This window comes from Flaviaesturariibacter aridisoli (genome assembly GCF_004343705.1).
Classification (GTDB): Bacteria; Bacteroidota; Bacteroidia; order Chitinophagales; family Chitinophagaceae; genus Flavisolibacter; species Flavisolibacter aridisoli.
The window spans coordinates 105,200-121,366 of record NZ_SKFH01000005.1 but is presented as its reverse complement, the minus strand read 5'-3'; the positions used below and the strand labels follow the sequence as shown (position 1 = coordinate 121,366).

Below are 16,167 nucleotides of genomic sequence, written 5' to 3'. Positions count from 1 at the left end.
GCGAGTCGGTTTGAGGCAGGGTGTTGCCATAAGGCCTTTAAGTTACAACACAGAGCAGCCCGGCCGCCAAAATGTTGCATGAACTGCCGCTACCGCAACGCGGGGCGGCGCAAAAGGAGGCTGGGCGGTTGCCGCGCACCGTTGGTCCTTTTCCCACGATTTGATGGTTTTCCCACCCTTGCCATCTCCTTCGCCGGTTTCAATTTTACTTCCAAAGAAATCCCATGCTGGTCAAGACCTTCGGATCTGCCGTATACGGCGTGAGCGCCGTCACTATTACCGTGGAAGTAAACTGGATGGAAAGCAACCTGGGCGTGCTGCTCGTGGGCTTGCCCGACAATGCCGTCAAGGAAAGCCTGCAACGCGTGGAGAGCGCGCTGGGCGCCATCGGCCACGAGCTGCCGCGCACGCGCATCGTCGTCAACCTCGCGCCCGCCGACCTCCGCAAGAGCGGCTCCGCCTTCGACCTGCCTATTGCCCTGGGTATGCTCGCCGCAGCCGAGCGCATCACCGAACCCGCGCGGCTGGAGCGCTACGTGATCATGGGCGAGCTTTCCCTCGATGGCAGCATGCGTCCCGTGCGCGGCGCCCTGCCCATGGCCCTGCAGGCCCGCCGCGAAGGCTTCCACGGGCTCATCGTGCCCGCCGCCAACGCCCGCGAAGCCGCCATGGTGGAAGGGCTCAACGTGTACGGAATGCAGCACCTCCGCGAGGTCCTGGCTTTTTTCGAAGGAGGCGAGCAAGGCGCCGAGCCGGTTCAGGTAGACCTGCTGGAAGCGTTTGCCGCGGCCCAGGAACGCAGCGAGGTCGACTTTTCGGAGGTAAAGGGGCAGGAAAACATCAAGCGGGCATTGGAGATCGCCGCCGCCGGCGGCCACAACGCCATCCTCATCGGGCCGCCGGGCGCCGGCAAGACGATGCTGGCGCGGCGCCTGCCCACCATCCTGCCGCCGCTGACGCTGCAGGAAGCCCTGGAAACGACCAAGATCCACTCCGTTGCCGGCAAGCTTCCGGAGGGCGCGACGCTCGTGGCAGCGCGCCCCTTCCGGAGCCCTCACCATACGATTTCGGATGTGGCCCTCGTGGGCGGCGGCTCGGTGCCCCAGCCCGGCGAGATCTCGCTGGCCCACCACGGCGTCCTTTTCCTCGACGAGCTGCCCGAGTTCAAGCGCACCGTGCTCGAAGTGATGCGCCAGCCGATGGAGGAACGGCGCGTCACGATCTCGCGGGCCCGCGTGGCGGTCGATTTCCCCGCTTCCTTTATGCTCATTGCGTCGATGAACCCCTGCCCCTGCGGCTATTACAACCATCCCGAGCGGGAGTGCCAGTGCAGCAGCCAGGCCGTGCAACGCTACCTCAACAAAGTTTCGGGGCCCCTCCTCGACCGGATCGACCTGCACGTGGAGGTGACGCCCGTTGCGTTCAGCGAGTTGTCGACAGCACACAAGCCGGAATCTTCCGCCGATATCCGCGGGCGCGTCATTGCAGCGCGCGTGCGGCAGGCCGGCCGATTCGCCGGCCGCGACGGCCTGTATTGTAATGCCCAGATGGGCAGCCGCCTGCTGAAGGAAGTGTGTGTGCTTAATACAGCGGGACAAAGCCTGCTGAAAGCGGCCATGGAAAAACTAAACCTGTCGGCACGGGCCTACGACCGCATACTAAAGGTGGCGCGCACCATTGCCGACCTCGCCGGCAGCGAAAACATCGGCACCGAGCACGTGGCGGAGGCTATCCACTACCGCAGCCTCGACCGCGAGGGCTGGGCGGGCTAATTCATTTGGCGCCCGAGCACACCGGGTAGGGACTGACCATCGGCGGGGCGGTAAAGCCCGTGCAGCAGGGCGTACAACACGAGGCCTGCCGTTCCGCGCGCTTCCATCTTGCCAAGGATCCGGGCGCGGAGGCCATCGACTGTGCGCTTACCCAGACAGAGCTCGCGGCTGATCTCCCCGGTGGTCATTTCCTGGCAGATACAGCGAATAATGACCAGCTCCCGTTCGCTGAACAGGTCGCGTTGCACGGTTCCGGCATCGTTGGAAAGAACGTACTGCGCGAGGCGGCTGCTGATAATGCGGCAGAAGTATTCCTCGTGCCGGCTGGCTGCCACGATGGCGTCGATGATCTCGCGGCGGTCGACGTTCTTGAGCAGGTAACCGCAGGCGCCGGCACGGAGCATATCGATGACCATCGACGGGCTGTCGAAGGTGGACAGGGCCACGATCCCGGTCTCGGGCGACAGCTCGCGGATGCGGCGGGTGGCCTCGATGCCGTCCATACCGGGCATGACAATGTCGGTGAGCACTACCTGTGGCCGGAGCCGGCCGGTCAGTGCCACCAGCTGTTCGCCGTTGGCGGCGAGGCCTTCCACTACAAGGCGTGGATCTTTCCCCAGCACAAGGCTCAGGCCTTCGCGCAGCAGCTCGTGATCGTCGGCGATGATCACGCGGATCGGGTTGGAAGAGGGCAGCATAGTCTGGTTTTGTGGCAAAGGGAAAGTTAGTGCATCCGGACGGCTAGCGCTGCGTATTTATACGGTCGGAAAATACGGTAGCGCGCAAAAAAATGCGTACAAGTCGCAAAAACGTTCCGTACAAATGACGCGGCAAACGCCTCCGGTGACCAGTAGTTTCGTCCTATTGTATCACACTAAAACAAATTGCTTTATGAAATCGAACAATGTCGGACTCTTCCCCGTTTCTTACCTCATCGGCGGCGGCCTCATGGGTGGCGTGCAACTGCACCTGCAACTCCTGGTCAACACGCCCTCGCGCCAGGTCAATGGCCGCGCTGAGGTGACGCAATCCACCAACCCGCCCCTGGACATCGTGTCTTCCGCGCACGGCGACTTCACCTACATGACCGTGATGCCGAACAAGACCAGCATTCTCGTGGTGCTGACCGGCTCCGCGCCCGTGCCGCCCACCGAGCCCATCACCCTGCAAAACCTCCACGTGCGCATGGTGCTGAGCGAAGACTGGAAGACCGGCACCGCAGCCTACAGCTACAAGGACGCCAAAGGCCAGTGGCACGAAGTAACCGACGCACCCGTTGAAATGGTCGGCGCCGCTACCACCGCCTGAATGTTTTCTTTTTAGGTCAAGGCCGCTCCCGTTGGAGCGGCCTTTTGCATGGCAGGCCGTTGCCGCGCACACGATTTCGGCGCGCACCGCACCGCTGCTATCTTTATCCCATGAAAATCCTGCTTTTCTACCTCAAACCCCATAAATGGATGGTCGCCGTCATCCTGTTCCTGGCGGCCGTCAACATCGGCTTCTCGCTCATCGACCCAAAGATCTTCGGCCACCTCGTCAACCTGGCATTTTACCAGCAACGCGTGCCGTTCAACTGGCACGACTTCCTGTTCATCAAAACCACGGTTACTGAAACCACCAAGGCGGGGCCCAAGTCGATGGACTTGTACGGTGTGCTGTGGTTGCTCGGCGCCTCCATCACGGTGGCCATGGTGAGCCGCATCGCCAAAAACTTCCAGGACTATTTCCTCAACGTCGTCGTGCAGAAATTCGGGGCCCGCGTTTTCACCGACGGCCTGCGGCACTCCATGCGCCTCCCCTACGCCGAATTCGAAGACCAGCGCTCTGGTGAAACACTATCGATCCTGCAGAAGGTGCGCACCGACACGGAAAAGTTCATCTCCAACTTCGTCAACATCCTGTTCACCGTGCTGGTGGGTATAATCATCGTGGCCGTGGCTGCCTACAGCATCCACTGGTCGCTGCCGCTCATCTACTTCGGTGGCGTGGGCATCCTCATGTACGTGTCGAACCTGCTGAGCAAAAAGGTGAAGGTCATTCAGAAGGCGATCGTGGGGCAAACCAACGCGCTGGCCGGCTCCACTACCGAATCGCTGCGCAACATCGAACTCGTAAAAAGCCTTGGCCTCACCGACCAGGAAGTGTCGCGCCTCAACAAAAACACCTACAAGATCCTCGGCCTCGAGCTTACCAAGGTGAAGCGCGTGCGCTCCATCGGCTTCGTGCAGGGCACCTTCGTCAACACGTTGCGCCAGGTGATCCTGTTCATGCTGATGTGGCTCATCTTCCGCAACTATATGGACGCCGGCGAGATGGTGACGATGCAGTTCTATTCCTTCTTCATCTTCGGACCGCTGCAGGAAATCGGCAACATCATCCTCAGCTACCGCGAGGCAGAGGCATCGCTCAACAACTTTCAGACGCTGATGGCCAAAGAGCCCGAGCCGCGCCCCGCCCACCCGCAACACCTCGGGCCGATCCGCGAGCTCGAATTCCGTAAAGTGGGTTTCCAGCACCGTACCGCGCAACACAAGGCCATCGACGGCATCTCTTTCCGCGTGCACAACGGCGAGACCATTGCGTTCGTAGGACCTTCCGGCTCGGGTAAAAGCACCCTGATGAAACTGCTTGTAGGGCTGTACCGCCCGCTCGAAGGGGCCATCTATTACAACGGCATGGACGAAAACAGCATCGAGTTCGACGACCTGCGCAACCAGATCGGGTTTGTAACGCAGGACACGCAGCTGTTTGCCGGCACCATCCGCGAGAACCTCACCTTTGTCAACCCCGGCGCCTCCGAAGACGACCTTTGGGATGCGCTGCGCAAGGCTTCCTGCGAGAACCTGCTGTCCCGCGCGGAAAAAGGCATCGACACCATTATCGGCGAAGGCGGCCTGAAGCTTTCGGGCGGCGAAAAGCAACGCCTCTCCATTGCCCGCGCCCTGCTCCGCAAACCGCGCCTGCTGCTGTTCGATGAAGCCACCTCCGCGCTCGATTCGATTACCGAAGAAGAAATCACCGAAACGATCCGTGACCTCTCCTCGCAGCGCGAGCAGATCACCGTACTCATTGCCCACCGCCTCTCTACCATCATGCACGCCGACCGCATTTACGTGCTCGAAAAAGGCGTGGTGGTGGAAACCGGCGCGCACCACCAGTTGCTCGAAGAAAAAGGCCTGTATTACGCCATGTGGCGCCAGCAGATCGGCGAGCGGAAGATGATGGTGAAGGCCTAAGCCGAACGCGGATCGCGCCGACCCAATACGTACGATAAAGAAAGCCATCGCAATGCGATGGCTTTCTTTACCTGTGTTATCTGCGTACTACTTTTTCAGTTTCCACTCCATCGGCACATTCAGCTTCACCGAAAAACTGCGGCCTACATTGAACACGCCCCGGCGGCCCGTTGCTGCATTGACGTCGGTGTACTTGAGGCGGCTCAGGTGACTTTGATACGCCACGTCGGTGAGGTTGTTGCCCGACACGTGGAGGCTGAACAGCGTGCGTCCTTTACGTACGAGTTCGCCGCCGAAACCGGCATTGAGCAACGAATAGGACGGCGTCGCGGTTTCGGTATTGTATCCTGCAAACGGATGATTTTGCCGAAAGGTGTTGTCCAGCTCCACTCGACCATACAGGCTGCGGAAGCGTTTGCCCGACTTCGGAAAGGTGACGCGCAGCTCGTTCACGAAGTGAGCCGCCGGGATCGAAGGCAAGTCGTAATCGCCGCCCACCGGCTCGGTAAAGCGTCCGCGCACAAGCGAGAAGGAGTTTTCAAAATGCAGCCAGTCGAGCGGGTGCGGGTGCAGGTCGGTTGACAGTTCGAAGCCGGCCAGCCAGGCGTCGTGCTGCCCATACTGGAAGGCCTCCAGGTCCACGCCATTAATAGTCAGCACCGAGTCGGCGCCCGAAGGCGTTTGCAGGCGCTGGTAGTAAATGTAGCCGGGCAGGTGGTTGTAGAAAGCGCTGGCCGAAAACGAAATATGATCATAGTCGACTTCCACACCGGCGTCGAGCTGCGAGCTGCGTTCCGAGCCGAGGTCGGCGCGGCCATATTCGTAGCGGTTGGTGCCTTCGTGGGCGCCGTTGCTGGCCAGCTCGGACAGCGCCGGGGCCCGGAAGCCGCGGGCCGCGTTGAGGCGGAACGTATAGCGGCTGTTGGGTGTATAGCTGATGCCGAGGCTCCCCGACACATTACCGAAACCACGGCTCAGCGCCGAGAATCTCTGCTGGCCGCCTTCGGCAAACGGAAACGCATCGAGGGCGCGGTGATCGTAGCGCACACCGCCCGAGAGTACGGCATGCGGAATCGTTTTTTGTACGTAGACAAAGCCGCCGATATCGAACAGGTTGTATTCGGGGATGATCACCTCTTCACCACGGTTGCGGTTCCGCTGGTACATCCCGCTGACGCCAACCGTCGGCTGAAAGCCTTTCTGCTCGGGCAAGTGCCACTGCAGGTTGTAGCTGAGGGTACGCAGGTCGAAGTGCAGCGAGGCTTCCTTCGGCGCTTCCGCATCCCCGAACTCGCGGCGGATGTTTTGCTGGTAACCGAGATTGAGTTTTATGCGGCTGTGCCCTGCGCGAAAACTGTTGTCGCTGGTAACGCGGTAGTGCTGCACGTTTTGATAAGGAGTGGTCAGCGTGCGCGACCGGAGCTCGCTTTCGGTGGCCGGCCGCTCCAACGGGCTTTCGGGATTGATCAGGAAGGCGCCACTCTGCGGGTCGCGCAGGCCTTCTACGAGGCCCAGGTTCTGGTTGAAGCTCGATACAATAAGGTGACTGTAGCCCCACTGCTTGTTGAGCCCGAGGTAGCCGCCGAAGTTGCGCTCGTTGAACCGCGAGTTGAGCACGCGCCCGTCGTAGCGGTTGCGGTAATCGGCTGCCGTTTTATAGGAGCCATACGAATTCCAGCTGAATCCCTTTCGGTTGCCCGACAGGCTGGCGTTGAGCCCGACTTGCCCGTTGTTGGTCTGGTAAGAGCTGAAAGCATTGGCGCGCACCGTCCCTTCGGGCACGGGCACATTGGTAATCAGGTGCACCACACCGGCAATGGCGTCCGAACCGTACATCAGCGACGAAGCGCCTTTCAGGATCTCCACGCGGTTTACACTGAGCTCGTCTACTTCGATGCCGTGCTCGTCGCCCCATTGCTGTCCCTCCTGGCGCTGGCCGTCGTTCATCACCACCACGCGGTTGTAGCCAAGGCCCCGGATGACCGGCTTCGAGATGGCCGGACCGGTGCTGATCTGCGCGACGCCCGGCTGCTTGGCCAACGCGTCGATGATGTTGGTGGACGAATTTTCGAGTAATTGCGTTTTACGGATCAGCGTCACCGGCACGGGCGTGTTGCGGTTCGAGGTCGAGGATGCAACGCCCGTAACGATCACCCCGCGGTTCTCGATCACGGCAGGGCGCAGTTGGAAATCCTGGCGGCTGTCGCTGTGGAGGTCGAGGTGGATCACGATCGGCGTATAGCCCGCCGAGCTCACCTCGGCCAGGTAATGTCCCGGCTGCAGGCGCTCCATGCGGAAGTAGCCATTGCTGTCGGCGGAAGTACCGGTGTGCGTGTCGGAAAAATAAAGCGACGCCCCCGGGATGGCGGCGCCGTTGCCGGCATCGGTGATGCGGCCGGTAAGGGAAAGGGTGCGGGACTGTGCGCCGGCGGTGAAGGCCAGCAACAGTAAAACAATGCCCTGGAAAAACTTCATCAGACCTGGGTTTGGAGCAAAAGTATGTTTTTGCAACAAAGCTGCAATTAAAATCAGGTCAAGCCGTTGTTAATACGGGGCACGGTTGTTCGTTGCCGGAAGAGGAATGGAAGAAAATCAGGCGGTGATGGGGGCCAGCTGGCGGATGACACTTTGCCACTCGCCGTGGGAGTCGGGCTTAGTGAGGTAGAGGGCGGCGCCGAGGCGCTGGCAAACGTCGCGATCGAGCTTGTTGTTGGAAGTAGTGACGATGGCCACGGGAATATTGCGGAACTGCGGGTCTTGCTTTAGTTGCTGGAGGGTCTGGCGGCCGTCCATTTCCGGCATGTTGAGATCGAGAACAATCAGGGAAGGCATCCGCTCGGGGCCGCCGCGGAGAAACTCGAGCACCTGCCGGCCGTTCTCCACGAAATGCAGCTCCATCTCTACTCCTACGGTGCGTAGTGCCTCGCTGACCCAGGTGCGGTCATCGGTGTCGTCATCTGCATAGAGAACAAGTTTGGTTTGGGCCACGATTACAGATTGAGTTTATAGCTCTGCGTTGCAAATATGCACCAAAAAAAGAGGCCTTTCCGCCTCTTCGATGAAATGCCGTAAAAACCGGTTCACTTTCCGTAAAAATACGAGGGTCCCAAATCAAAAGCGTTCGATGATCCCGGCGATCCCCTGGCCGCCGCCCACGCAGGCCGTGACCATTCCGTACTTGCCGCCGCTACGCTTCAGGTCGTTGAGCACCTGGATGCTGAGCTTGGCACCGGTGCAACCGAGCGGGTGACCGAGGGCAATGGCGCCGCCGTTGGGGTTTACCTTTTCGGGATCCAGGCCGGCCTCGCGAATGACGGCGATCGCCTGCGACGCAAAAGCTTCGTTGAGCTCTACCGTATCGATCTGGCCCAGGCTCATCCCTGCCTGCTGCAACACCTTTGGAATCGCGGCCACGGGACCGATGCCCATGATGCGGGGATGCACGCCGGCGGAGGCGCAGGCAACGAGGCGCCCGATGGGCGTTACGCCAAGCTCCTTGACAAGGCGCTCGCTCATCACCAGCACAAAGGCAGCCCCATCGCTGGTTTGCGAGGAATTGCCCGCCGTCACGGAGCCACCGGCGGCGAACACCGGCTTCAGCTTCGCGAGCGCTTCCATCGATGTATCGGCACGCGGACCTTCGTCGGTATCCACCACGAACTGGCGGGTTTGGCGCTTGCCTTTTTCGTTGACGAACACTTCATCAACAGTAATGGGCAGCACGCCTTCTTTCAGGTAGCCTTTTTCGATGGCGGCGAGCGCCTTGCGGTGCGAGTGGTAGGAAAATTCGTCCTGCGCTTCGCGGCTCACGTTATAGTCCTTGGCGACCGCTTCGGCGGTGAGGCCCATGCTGAGGTAATAATCCGGATCTTCCTTGGCGATGCTGTAGGCTGGAACGGTCTTCCAGCCGGCCGTGGGCACGAGGCTCATACTCTCGGTGCCACCGGCGATGATGCAGTCGGCCATCCCCATGCGGATCTTGGCCGTAGCGATGGCGATGGTTTCGAGCCCCGAAGCACAATAGCGGTTCACCACCATGCCCGGTGTGTCGAAGCCCACAGCGCGGGCGGCGATGATCCGCCCTACCTGCAGGCCCTGCTCGGCCTCGGGCACGGCATTACCCACGATCACGTCATCCACGCGTTTGCGGTCGAGTGCCGGCACGTCGGCCAGCAACTTCTGAATGACCTCGATGGCCAGGTCGTCGGGACGGTAAAAGCGAAACCCGCCGCGCTTGGCCTTGCCCACCGCCGTGCGATAGCCGGCCACGATATATGCTTCCTGCATAGATTTCTCGTTTTTAGTCCTTAAAGATACGATAGTTGTTCAAACAACTATTTAGAGCATTTTGTAATGAGCGATCACCTCCTTCGGGAAAATCGCCTCGATCATGGCCTTGTTGCGCTTGTAGCCGATGAAGGTCCAGGGCGTGGAAGGCGTGTCGCGGATAGCGTAGAGCACGTCGTTCTTGCTCAGGATGAACGTCCGCGTTTTCGGGTTGAAGGTGACGCGGCCGGCCTCGAAAGCCGTTTGCAACGCAGAGACCATCTGCTCCTGGAAGCCGGGTTGCGCATACACGCTGCTGTCGCGGAAGCCGAGGTGCATCACCATATAATAATCCGCGCGGCGGTACTGGATACCGGCGTTGGTAAAGGGTGCGCCGATCTGTACGACCCGCATTGTGTCGAAACCGATCTCCAGCGATTCGTCGGAGAAAACCTCCTCAAAAGCCTTGACGAGCTCCTCTCGTTTGGCGAGGCGAAACAGCGACGGGTGGATGAGGTCCATCAGGCCGTTGAAATCTTTCTGGTAGGTAAGGTCGAGGTACCGCTGCAGGCGGTTGTCGAGAGCGGCGTCGCCGCTTTTCGCCTGCGCGGAGGCCAGGTTAGTGATGCAAAGTAAGGCGAGGCTGAAAAGCAGGGTTCGCATGGCAAAGGTTTCGGGCAAGTTGGGGCAAAACCGGCAAAGTACCAAGGCCGCCGCTGTATCTTCACGCCGCTATGTACGCCCTGCTGCGCTCCCTGCTTTTTCGCCTACCTGCCGAAACGGCCCACTACGTGTCGATGAACGCCCTCAAGGCCGCCTGTGCGCTACCGCCGCTGCGGGCACTGCTGCGGCGGTCCTTCCGGGCGGCACCAGTGCCCCGGACACACTTTGGTCTTTCTTTCCGCAACCCCGTTGGCCTCGGCGCCGGCTTCGACAAGAACGCCCGCTACCTCCGCGAGCTTGACACCCTCGGCTTCGGTTTCGTGGAGATCGGCACCGTAACCCCGAAGCCGCAGGCCGGCAACGACAAGCCGCGCCTCTTCCGCCTGCCCAAAGACGGCGCCCTCATCAACCGGATGGGCTTCAACAACGACGGCGTGGAAGTGGTGGCTGACCGATTGAAACGCTGGCGCGAGCGTACTGGCCGGCTCAGGGCTGACGGCTCACGGCTCACGATTGGCGGCAACATCGGCAAGAACAAAACCACACCCAACGAAGATGCCTGGAAAGACTATGTAACCTGCTTCTCCGCACTGCATCCCTACGTCGACTTCTTCGTGGTCAACGTTTCTTCGCCCAACACGCCCGGCCTGCGGGCGCTTCAGGAGCGTGACGCGCTCCACGGCATCCTCACGCGGCTGCAGGCGCTCAACCAGCACGTGGTTCCCCGGCCGATCCTGCTGAAGATCGCACCCGACCTCACGGAGACGCAGCTCGACGAAGTGGTGGACCTCGCCCTGGAAATCGGCCTCGACGGCCTCGTGGCCACCAATACCACCATCAGCCGCGCGGGCCTGCAGACGCCCGCCGGGGAGATAGACACCATCGGCGCCGGCGGTCTCAGCGGGCGCCCGCTGAAAGAGCGCTCCACCGAGGTGCTCCACCACCTGGTGACCCGTGCCGGCGGCAAGATCCCGGTGATTGGCTCTGGCGGGATCTTTACCGGCGATGATGCGCTGGAAAAACTCGCCGCCGGCGCGGCCCTGCTGGAAGTGTGGACGGGCTTCATCTATGAAGGACCGTCCATTGCCCAACGAATTTGCAAAGTCTTGTAACGACCGCACGACGTATGTGCTTCTTTACTAATAAACCAATCGATCAATAAACCAATACCCCCTTTCTTTGCACCCATGACCGAGCTGTTAACCGTAGAAAGCCTGATCAGTTTCCTGGTACTTGCCATTCTGGAAATCGTGTTGGGCATTGACAACGTGATTTTTGTGAGTATCATTATCAACCGCTTGCGCGAAGACAATAAAAAGAAAGCGCGGCGCGCCTGGATGATCACCGGCATCATCACGCGGAGCCTGTTGCTGCTCGGCCTCAGCTGGCTGCTGGCACAGCGTGGAAAGGCGCTCTTCAGTATCGGCGACCACGGCTTCGACATCGCCTCGCTGGTGATGCTCGCGGGTGGCCTGTTCCTCATTTATAAATCAGTAAAGGAGATCCACGGCAAGCTCGAAGGCGAAGACCCCGACGCCACGCTGAAATCGGCCAACTACCTGTCGCTCGGTAAGGCCATCGCCCAGATCATGATCATTGATGCGGTGTTCAGCTTCGACAGCGTAATTACCGCCGGCGGCACCGCCAAGCACGTGGAGATCATGATCGCCGCCGTGGTACTGGCCGTGACGGTGATGTTCCTCTTCTCGCCCAGGATCTCGGCCTTCATCCACAAGCATCCGACGCTCAAGATGCTGGCCCTCTCCTTCCTCGTCATGATCGGCCTGAGCCTTGTTATCGAGGGCTGGGACCACGATCGCGCGGAAACACTGCACCTCAAAAATTACATCTACTTCGGCATGGCCTTCTCTTTTGGCGTGGAACTGCTCAACATGACGATGCGCAAGCGCATGAAGAAGCCCGTAGAACTACGGGGACCGCACGTGCGCGAAGAGCGTGTGGACGACGCGGCGCACTAACGCTTCGGCTTCGCTCAGCGTGACAAAGCCCTGTCGTCCTGAGCGCAGTCGAAGGATGGGTGAGGCCGGCAATGCGCTTCTTATAACATGCGTAGCAGCACAGCACCCACCATGCCGGCGGTCTCGGTGCGCAGGCGTGTATCGCCCAGGGTAACGGGCACAAAGCCGGCGGCCAATGCTTCTTCGATTTCCTTTGGTGTAAAATCGCCTTCGGGGCCGATGAGCAGCAAGCGGTCTGCTCCCGGCTTCAATTCATCGCGCAGGGTGCGCTTGCTGCCCTCGTCGCAATGGGCGATGAAGCGCTGCGTGGCGCCATGTTTCAAAACCTGGTTGAACGACTGCGGCTCCTGCAGCTGCGGCAGCCAGCACTGCTGCGATTGCAGCAGCGCCGATTGCAGGATACCCTGCAGCCGGTCGGCACGGAACTTTTCCTTTTCGGTGCGGGCGGTCACCAAGGGAATGATCTCAGTGACGCCGATCTCGGTTGCCTTCTCGAGAAACCATTCGAAGCGCGACGCATTTTTCACCATACCGATGGCGATGCTGACGCGCGGCTGAAGAGCCGCTTCCTGGCTGCGTTCCGTGATGCGCACAAGGCAGCGCTTGCGGTTGTCGTCTTCTATCTCTGCCCCGGCCTTGCCGCCCTTGCCGTCGGTCAGCAGCAAAGCCTCGCCCTTTTGCATACGAAGCACACTGATGACGTGCTTGGACGTCGGCTCATCGAGCTGCAGGGTAGCCGGACTGATATCCGCAACAAAGAAGTAAGGAAGCGCCATAGAAAATCAAAAGTAAAAAGCCAAAAACCAAAAACCTGCACGTTGTAAAGAATGGATACCGCGTACCAGTTTTTGATCTTTGACTTCTGAATGCTTACTTAAAAAGGAGCGTCTTCGTCGTCGTTAAACTGGTTCATTTTGGAACCGGTCTGGATGAACATGCGGGCGCCGCCGCCACCGCCACCGTTGTCGGATACGGGTGTCCAGCTGCCAGGCAGTTGCGGTCCGCCGCCGAAGCCATCGCCCCCGCCGTCGTCGTAGAAGCGCTGGATCTCCAGGCGCGCGCGGAGCACGATCGTTTCGAGCGAGCCGTTCCGGTGCTTGGCGATGCGGATGTGGGTTTCGCCTTTGTTGCTCTCGCCCATTTCGTTTTGCGTCACGTCGTAATATTCGGGGCGGTAAATAAAGCACACCATGTCGGCATCCTGTTCGATGGCACCCGATTCACGAAGGTCGGAGAGCTGCGGCATCTTGTTGCCATCCTTCCGCTTCTCCACTTCACGCGACAACTGCGACAGGGCGATGATGGGCACCTGAAGTTCTTTCGCGAGGCCTTTGAGCGAGCGCGAGATCGTGGAGATCTCCTGTTCGCGGTTGGTGTTCTTATTGTCGCCGCCGGCGGTCATCAGCTGCAGGTAATCGATGATGATAAAGCCGACGTTGTTGATGTTTTTCAGACGGCGGCACTTGGCGCGCAGTTCGAAAATATTCAGGGCCGCGGTATCGTCGAGGTAGATCGGCGCCTGCGCGAGGCGCTGGATGCCTTTCGCGTACAGCTGCTTCATCTCGTGCTCCTCGAGCTTGCCGCGGGAGATCTTTTCGAGGAAGATCTCGCTTTCGGCGGCGAGGATACGTTGCACCAGCTGCGCCGCGCCCATTTCGAGCGAAAACACCGCCACGGGCGTCTGCTTCCGCGGATCGAGTGCGGCATTGCGCGCCAGGTTGAGGGCAAAAGCGGTTTTACCTACGGCGGGACGGGCGGCGAGGATGATCAGGTCGGTGTTCTGCCAGCCATAGGTCACTTTGTCGAGCGTGGGGAAGCCGCTCGGAACGCCCGTAATGTCGGCGTTCTGGTGACGCAGGTCTTCGATGCGCTGGATGGTCTTCACCAGCACGGTATCGATCGATTCGTAGGAGTTCTTCAGGTGGTTGGAGGTCACCTCGTACATCTTGCCTTCGGCTTTGTCGAGCAGGTCGAACACGTCGGCCGAATCTTCGTAGGCTTCCGAAATGATCTCGCCCGAAATGCGGATGAGCTCCCGCTGGATGAATTTCTGCAGGATGATCCGCGCGTGGGCTTCCACGTTGGCGGCCGATACCACCATGTTGGTCAGCTTGGTCACGTAATAAGGACCACCAACGACCTCCAGTTCTTCCATCGAGCGCAACTCCTCCACTACCGTCAGGATGTCGATGGGCTGGCTTTTGTTGGCCAGGCTTTTCATGGCGCGGAACACCTTCTGGTGCGCATCCACGTAAAAACATTCGGGTTTCAGGATCTCTACTACCGCGTCGAAGGCGCCTTTTTCGAGCATGATGGCGCCGAGCACGGCTTCCTCCAAATCTTTGGCCTGGGGCGGCACCTTGCCGTATACCATGGTGCTCAGGTCGAGCGGTGTTTTGCGTCGGTTTTTGGGAAAACGGTCTTTATTGAGGTTGGTTAGGTCCATAGCTTGTACGTAGTCAGTCAACGAATATAACGGGACCCGCTGGGCGGCCTCATTCCCAGCGTACAAATAGTCTTGCACAGGGAATGCACGGCGTTTTCCACCGGGAAAGGGTCCTTATACCCGGTTTTTGGTTAGTAACCCACAAAATTCCCTCTTTTTCCCCAGCCGACACCCACTTGTGCACAACTTTTGTCGATAACTAAATGAGGCCATTTATTTGGAAAATCCGGGCCGTCCCCCTCCGCTTCGAGGGGGCATTTCCGGTACCCCAACCCCGGTTTTCGGGGGCCCGGAGGCTCCTTGTGGAAAACTTCAAAGCAGCCGTTTCGGGGCCGCTCCCCACCGACCGAAGCGTCCGGCTAAGGCTGCCGACAGCCTTTTTACCGCAACGCGGAGGCGCAAAGAATGAAAAAAAAGACGACGCCCGTGGCATCGTCTTTCAAAATAGCGTTCCCGCGGCCTGGAGCCGTTGCGCGCGCCGCCGTCAATGATCGTTCAGCGGCAGCCCCAGTCGCTGGTAGTCGGTCCAGTTGACATAGCCCGGCGCCTTGCGCTCCACTTTCATGGTGATGCATTCATCTACCGGGCACACCAGCTGGCACAGGTTGCAGCCCACGCAGTCGTCTTTTTTCACTGAATAATTGTTGTACGGCTTGCCGTATTTCAGCGCGATGGCCTGGTGCGACGTGTCTTCGCAGGTGATGTAGCAAAGCCCGCAGTGAATGCACTTATCGGGGTTGATGTTGGCTACGTGGTGGTAGTTGATATCGAGTTCTTCCCAGCGCGTCATCGTAGGCACTGACTTGCCCACGAAGTCATAGATGGTAGCGAAGCCTTTTTCGTCCATCCAGTTGTTCAGCCCTTCGCACAGGTCCTCGATGATGCGGAAGCCGTGCGTCATCGCCGCAGTGCACACCTGCACGTTGCTGGCGCCGAGGAGCATGAATTCAACGGCGTCCTTCCAGGTGCTTACACCGCCGATGCCCGACACGGGCACCTGACGCGTTACCGGGTTCTGGCTGATAGTAGTGAGAAACTTAAGCGCGATAGGCTTCACTGCCGGCCCGCAGTAGCCGCCGAACACGGACTGTCCGCCCACGAAAGGGTTGGGCACGAAGGTGTCGAGGTCGATGCCTGTCACCGACTGGATGGTGTTGATGAGGGACAGCGCGTTGGTGCCCGCTTCTACCACCGCCTTGCCGGTAGGCACCACGGAGTGTACGTTGGGCGTGAGCTTGGTAATGACGGGGATCGTGGCCTTTTCCATCACCCACTCCACCACCATGCGGGCGATTTCCGGGTCCTGGCCTACGGAGGCGCCCATGCCGCGTTCGGTCATGCCGTGCGGGCAGCCGAAGTTGAGCTCGAGGCCGTGCGCGCCGGTATCTTCCACTTTCTTAATGAGCTCGTGCCAGCTATCGCGGTCGTTGTCGGCCATCAGCGATACCACCATGGCGCGGTCGGGAAAGAGGCGCAGCGCCTCGCGGATCTCGCGGAGGTTGAGGTCCAGCGGGCGGTCGGAAATGAGTTCGATGTTGTTGAAGCCCATCACGCGATGCCCGCCGAAGTTGACGGCCGAATAACGCGAGGAAACGTTCTTCACCTGCGAGCCGAGCGTTTTCCACACCACGCCGCCCCAGCCCGCCTCGAAGGCGCGGAGCACGTTGGTGAGCTTATCGGTGGGTGGCGCGGAAGCCAGCCAGAAGGGATTCGGCGATTTGATGCCAAGGAAGTTTGCAGAAATATCAGCCATGACGAAGACAGTTTGTAGTTTGTAGTTTGTGGTTTGGCGCAGAGACGCAACC

General features: G+C 59.9%; 13 protein-coding genes. 5 read left to right on the top strand and 8 right to left on the bottom strand.

All coding sequences use genetic code 11. The features are described 5' to 3' along the window. The first annotated feature begins 224 nt into the window (after window positions 1–224). Complete coding sequence (locus E0486_RS05215) at window positions 225–1,772, top strand: YifB family Mg chelatase-like AAA ATPase (RefSeq protein WP_131851088.1); 1,548 nt, start codon at window positions 225–227, stop codon at window positions 1,770–1,772. Here the strand turns inward: E0486_RS05215 and E0486_RS05210 are convergent. Then, complete coding sequence (locus E0486_RS05210) at window positions 1,769–2,470, bottom strand: response regulator transcription factor (RefSeq protein WP_131851087.1); 702 nt, start codon at window positions 2,468–2,470, stop codon at window positions 1,769–1,771. The genes E0486_RS05215 and E0486_RS05210 overlap by 4 nt on opposite strands. A gap of 193 nt (window positions 2,471–2,663) precedes the next feature. Here E0486_RS05210 and E0486_RS05205 point away from each other — a divergent pair, with 193 nt between their 5' ends. Together E0486_RS05205 and E0486_RS05200 are read left to right on the top strand one after the other, a co-directional pair. After that, window positions 2,664–3,080 carry a DUF1842 domain-containing protein gene (locus tag E0486_RS05205; protein WP_131851086.1) on the top strand — a complete coding sequence of 139 codons (417 nt, stop codon included), beginning with the start codon at window positions 2,664–2,666 and terminating at the stop codon, window positions 3,078–3,080. Between the two features lie 110 nt (window positions 3,081–3,190). Beyond that, complete coding sequence (locus E0486_RS05200) at window positions 3,191–5,008, top strand: ABC transporter ATP-binding protein (protein ID WP_131851085.1); 1,818 nt, start codon at window positions 3,191–3,193, stop codon at window positions 5,006–5,008. An 87-nt stretch (window positions 5,009–5,095) separates the two neighbouring features. Here the strand turns inward: E0486_RS05200 and E0486_RS05195 are convergent, their stop codons facing one another. The 4 genes from E0486_RS05195 to E0486_RS05180 all read right to left on the bottom strand — a co-directional run bounded on the left by E0486_RS05195 (window position 5,096) and on the right by E0486_RS05180 (window position 9,937). After that, window positions 5,096–7,483 carry a TonB-dependent receptor gene (locus E0486_RS05195; protein ID WP_131851084.1) on the bottom strand — a complete coding sequence of 796 codons (2,388 nt, stop codon included), beginning with the start codon at window positions 7,481–7,483 and terminating at the stop codon, window positions 5,096–5,098. A gap of 117 nt (window positions 7,484–7,600) precedes the next feature. Beyond that, window positions 7,601–7,996 (bottom strand): response regulator, encoded by a 396-nt coding sequence (locus E0486_RS05190; protein WP_165917199.1) that lies wholly within the window; start codon window positions 7,994–7,996, stop codon window positions 7,601–7,603. A gap of 123 nt (window positions 7,997–8,119) precedes the next feature. Then, window positions 8,120–9,295 carry an acetyl-CoA C-acyltransferase gene (locus E0486_RS05185; protein ID WP_131851082.1) on the bottom strand — a complete coding sequence of 392 codons (1,176 nt, stop codon included), beginning with the start codon at window positions 9,293–9,295 and terminating at the stop codon, window positions 8,120–8,122. Between the two features lie 51 nt (window positions 9,296–9,346). Beyond that, window positions 9,347–9,937 (bottom strand): hypothetical protein, encoded by a 591-nt coding sequence (locus E0486_RS05180; RefSeq protein ID WP_131851081.1) that lies wholly within the window; start codon window positions 9,935–9,937, stop codon window positions 9,347–9,349. A 71-nt stretch (window positions 9,938–10,008) separates the two neighbouring features. Here E0486_RS05180 and E0486_RS05175 point away from each other — a divergent pair, with 71 nt between their 5' ends. Next, window positions 10,009–11,049, top strand: coding sequence for a quinone-dependent dihydroorotate dehydrogenase (locus E0486_RS05175; RefSeq protein WP_131851080.1), 1,041 nt, complete (start codon window positions 10,009–10,011; stop codon window positions 11,047–11,049). 75 nt (window positions 11,050–11,124) lie between these two features. Then, a complete protein-coding gene (locus tag E0486_RS05170; RefSeq protein ID WP_131851079.1) occupies window positions 11,125–11,916 on the top strand; it encodes a TerC family protein in 792 nt (263 codons plus the stop codon). A gap of 80 nt (window positions 11,917–11,996) precedes the next feature. On the opposite strand, the gene E0486_RS05165 is transcribed toward E0486_RS05170, so the two are convergent. From E0486_RS05165 to preA, 3 genes are all read right to left on the bottom strand, one after another. After that, on the bottom strand, window positions 11,997–12,692 hold the full coding sequence (locus E0486_RS05165) for an RsmE family RNA methyltransferase (RefSeq protein ID WP_131851078.1): 696 nt from the start codon (window positions 12,690–12,692) through the stop codon (window positions 11,997–11,999). A 98-nt stretch (window positions 12,693–12,790) separates the two neighbouring features. Beyond that, window positions 12,791–14,362, bottom strand: coding sequence for a replicative DNA helicase (gene dnaB / locus E0486_RS05160; RefSeq protein ID WP_131851077.1), 1,572 nt, complete (start codon window positions 14,360–14,362; stop codon window positions 12,791–12,793). A gap of 484 nt (window positions 14,363–14,846) precedes the next feature. Then, window positions 14,847–16,115 (bottom strand): NAD-dependent dihydropyrimidine dehydrogenase subunit PreA, encoded by a 1,269-nt coding sequence (gene preA, locus E0486_RS05155; RefSeq protein ID WP_131851076.1) that lies wholly within the window; start codon window positions 16,113–16,115, stop codon window positions 14,847–14,849. Between the last annotated feature and the right edge of the window lie 52 nt (window positions 16,116–16,167).

Coding starts and splice junctions, on each gene's coding strand:
- E0486_RS05180 (WP_131851081.1), bottom strand. CDS start 9,937: ATGCGAACCCTGCTTTTCAGCCTCGCCTTACTTTGCATCACTAACCTG.
- preA (WP_131851076.1), bottom strand. CDS start 16,115: ATGGCTGATATTTCTGCAAACTTCCTTGGCATCAAATCGCCGAATCCC.
- E0486_RS05205 (WP_131851086.1), top strand. CDS start 2,664: ATGAAATCGAACAATGTCGGACTCTTCCCCGTTTCTTACCTCATCGGC.
- E0486_RS05165 (WP_131851078.1), bottom strand. CDS start 12,692: ATGGCGCTTCCTTACTTCTTTGTTGCGGATATCAGTCCGGCTACCCTG.
- E0486_RS05185 (WP_131851082.1), bottom strand. CDS start 9,295: ATGCAGGAAGCATATATCGTGGCCGGCTATCGCACGGCGGTGGGCAAG.
- dnaB (WP_131851077.1), bottom strand. CDS start 14,362: ATGGACCTAACCAACCTCAATAAAGACCGTTTTCCCAAAAACCGACGC.
- E0486_RS05215 (WP_131851088.1), top strand. CDS start 225: ATGCTGGTCAAGACCTTCGGATCTGCCGTATACGGCGTGAGCGCCGTC.
- E0486_RS05195 (WP_131851084.1), bottom strand. CDS start 7,483: ATGAAGTTTTTCCAGGGCATTGTTTTACTGTTGCTGGCCTTCACCGCC.
- E0486_RS05175 (WP_131851080.1), top strand. CDS start 10,009: ATGTACGCCCTGCTGCGCTCCCTGCTTTTTCGCCTACCTGCCGAAACG.
- E0486_RS05200 (WP_131851085.1), top strand. CDS start 3,191: ATGAAAATCCTGCTTTTCTACCTCAAACCCCATAAATGGATGGTCGCC.
- E0486_RS05170 (WP_131851079.1), top strand. CDS start 11,125: ATGACCGAGCTGTTAACCGTAGAAAGCCTGATCAGTTTCCTGGTACTT.
- E0486_RS05210 (WP_131851087.1), bottom strand. CDS start 2,470: ATGCTGCCCTCTTCCAACCCGATCCGCGTGATCATCGCCGACGATCAC.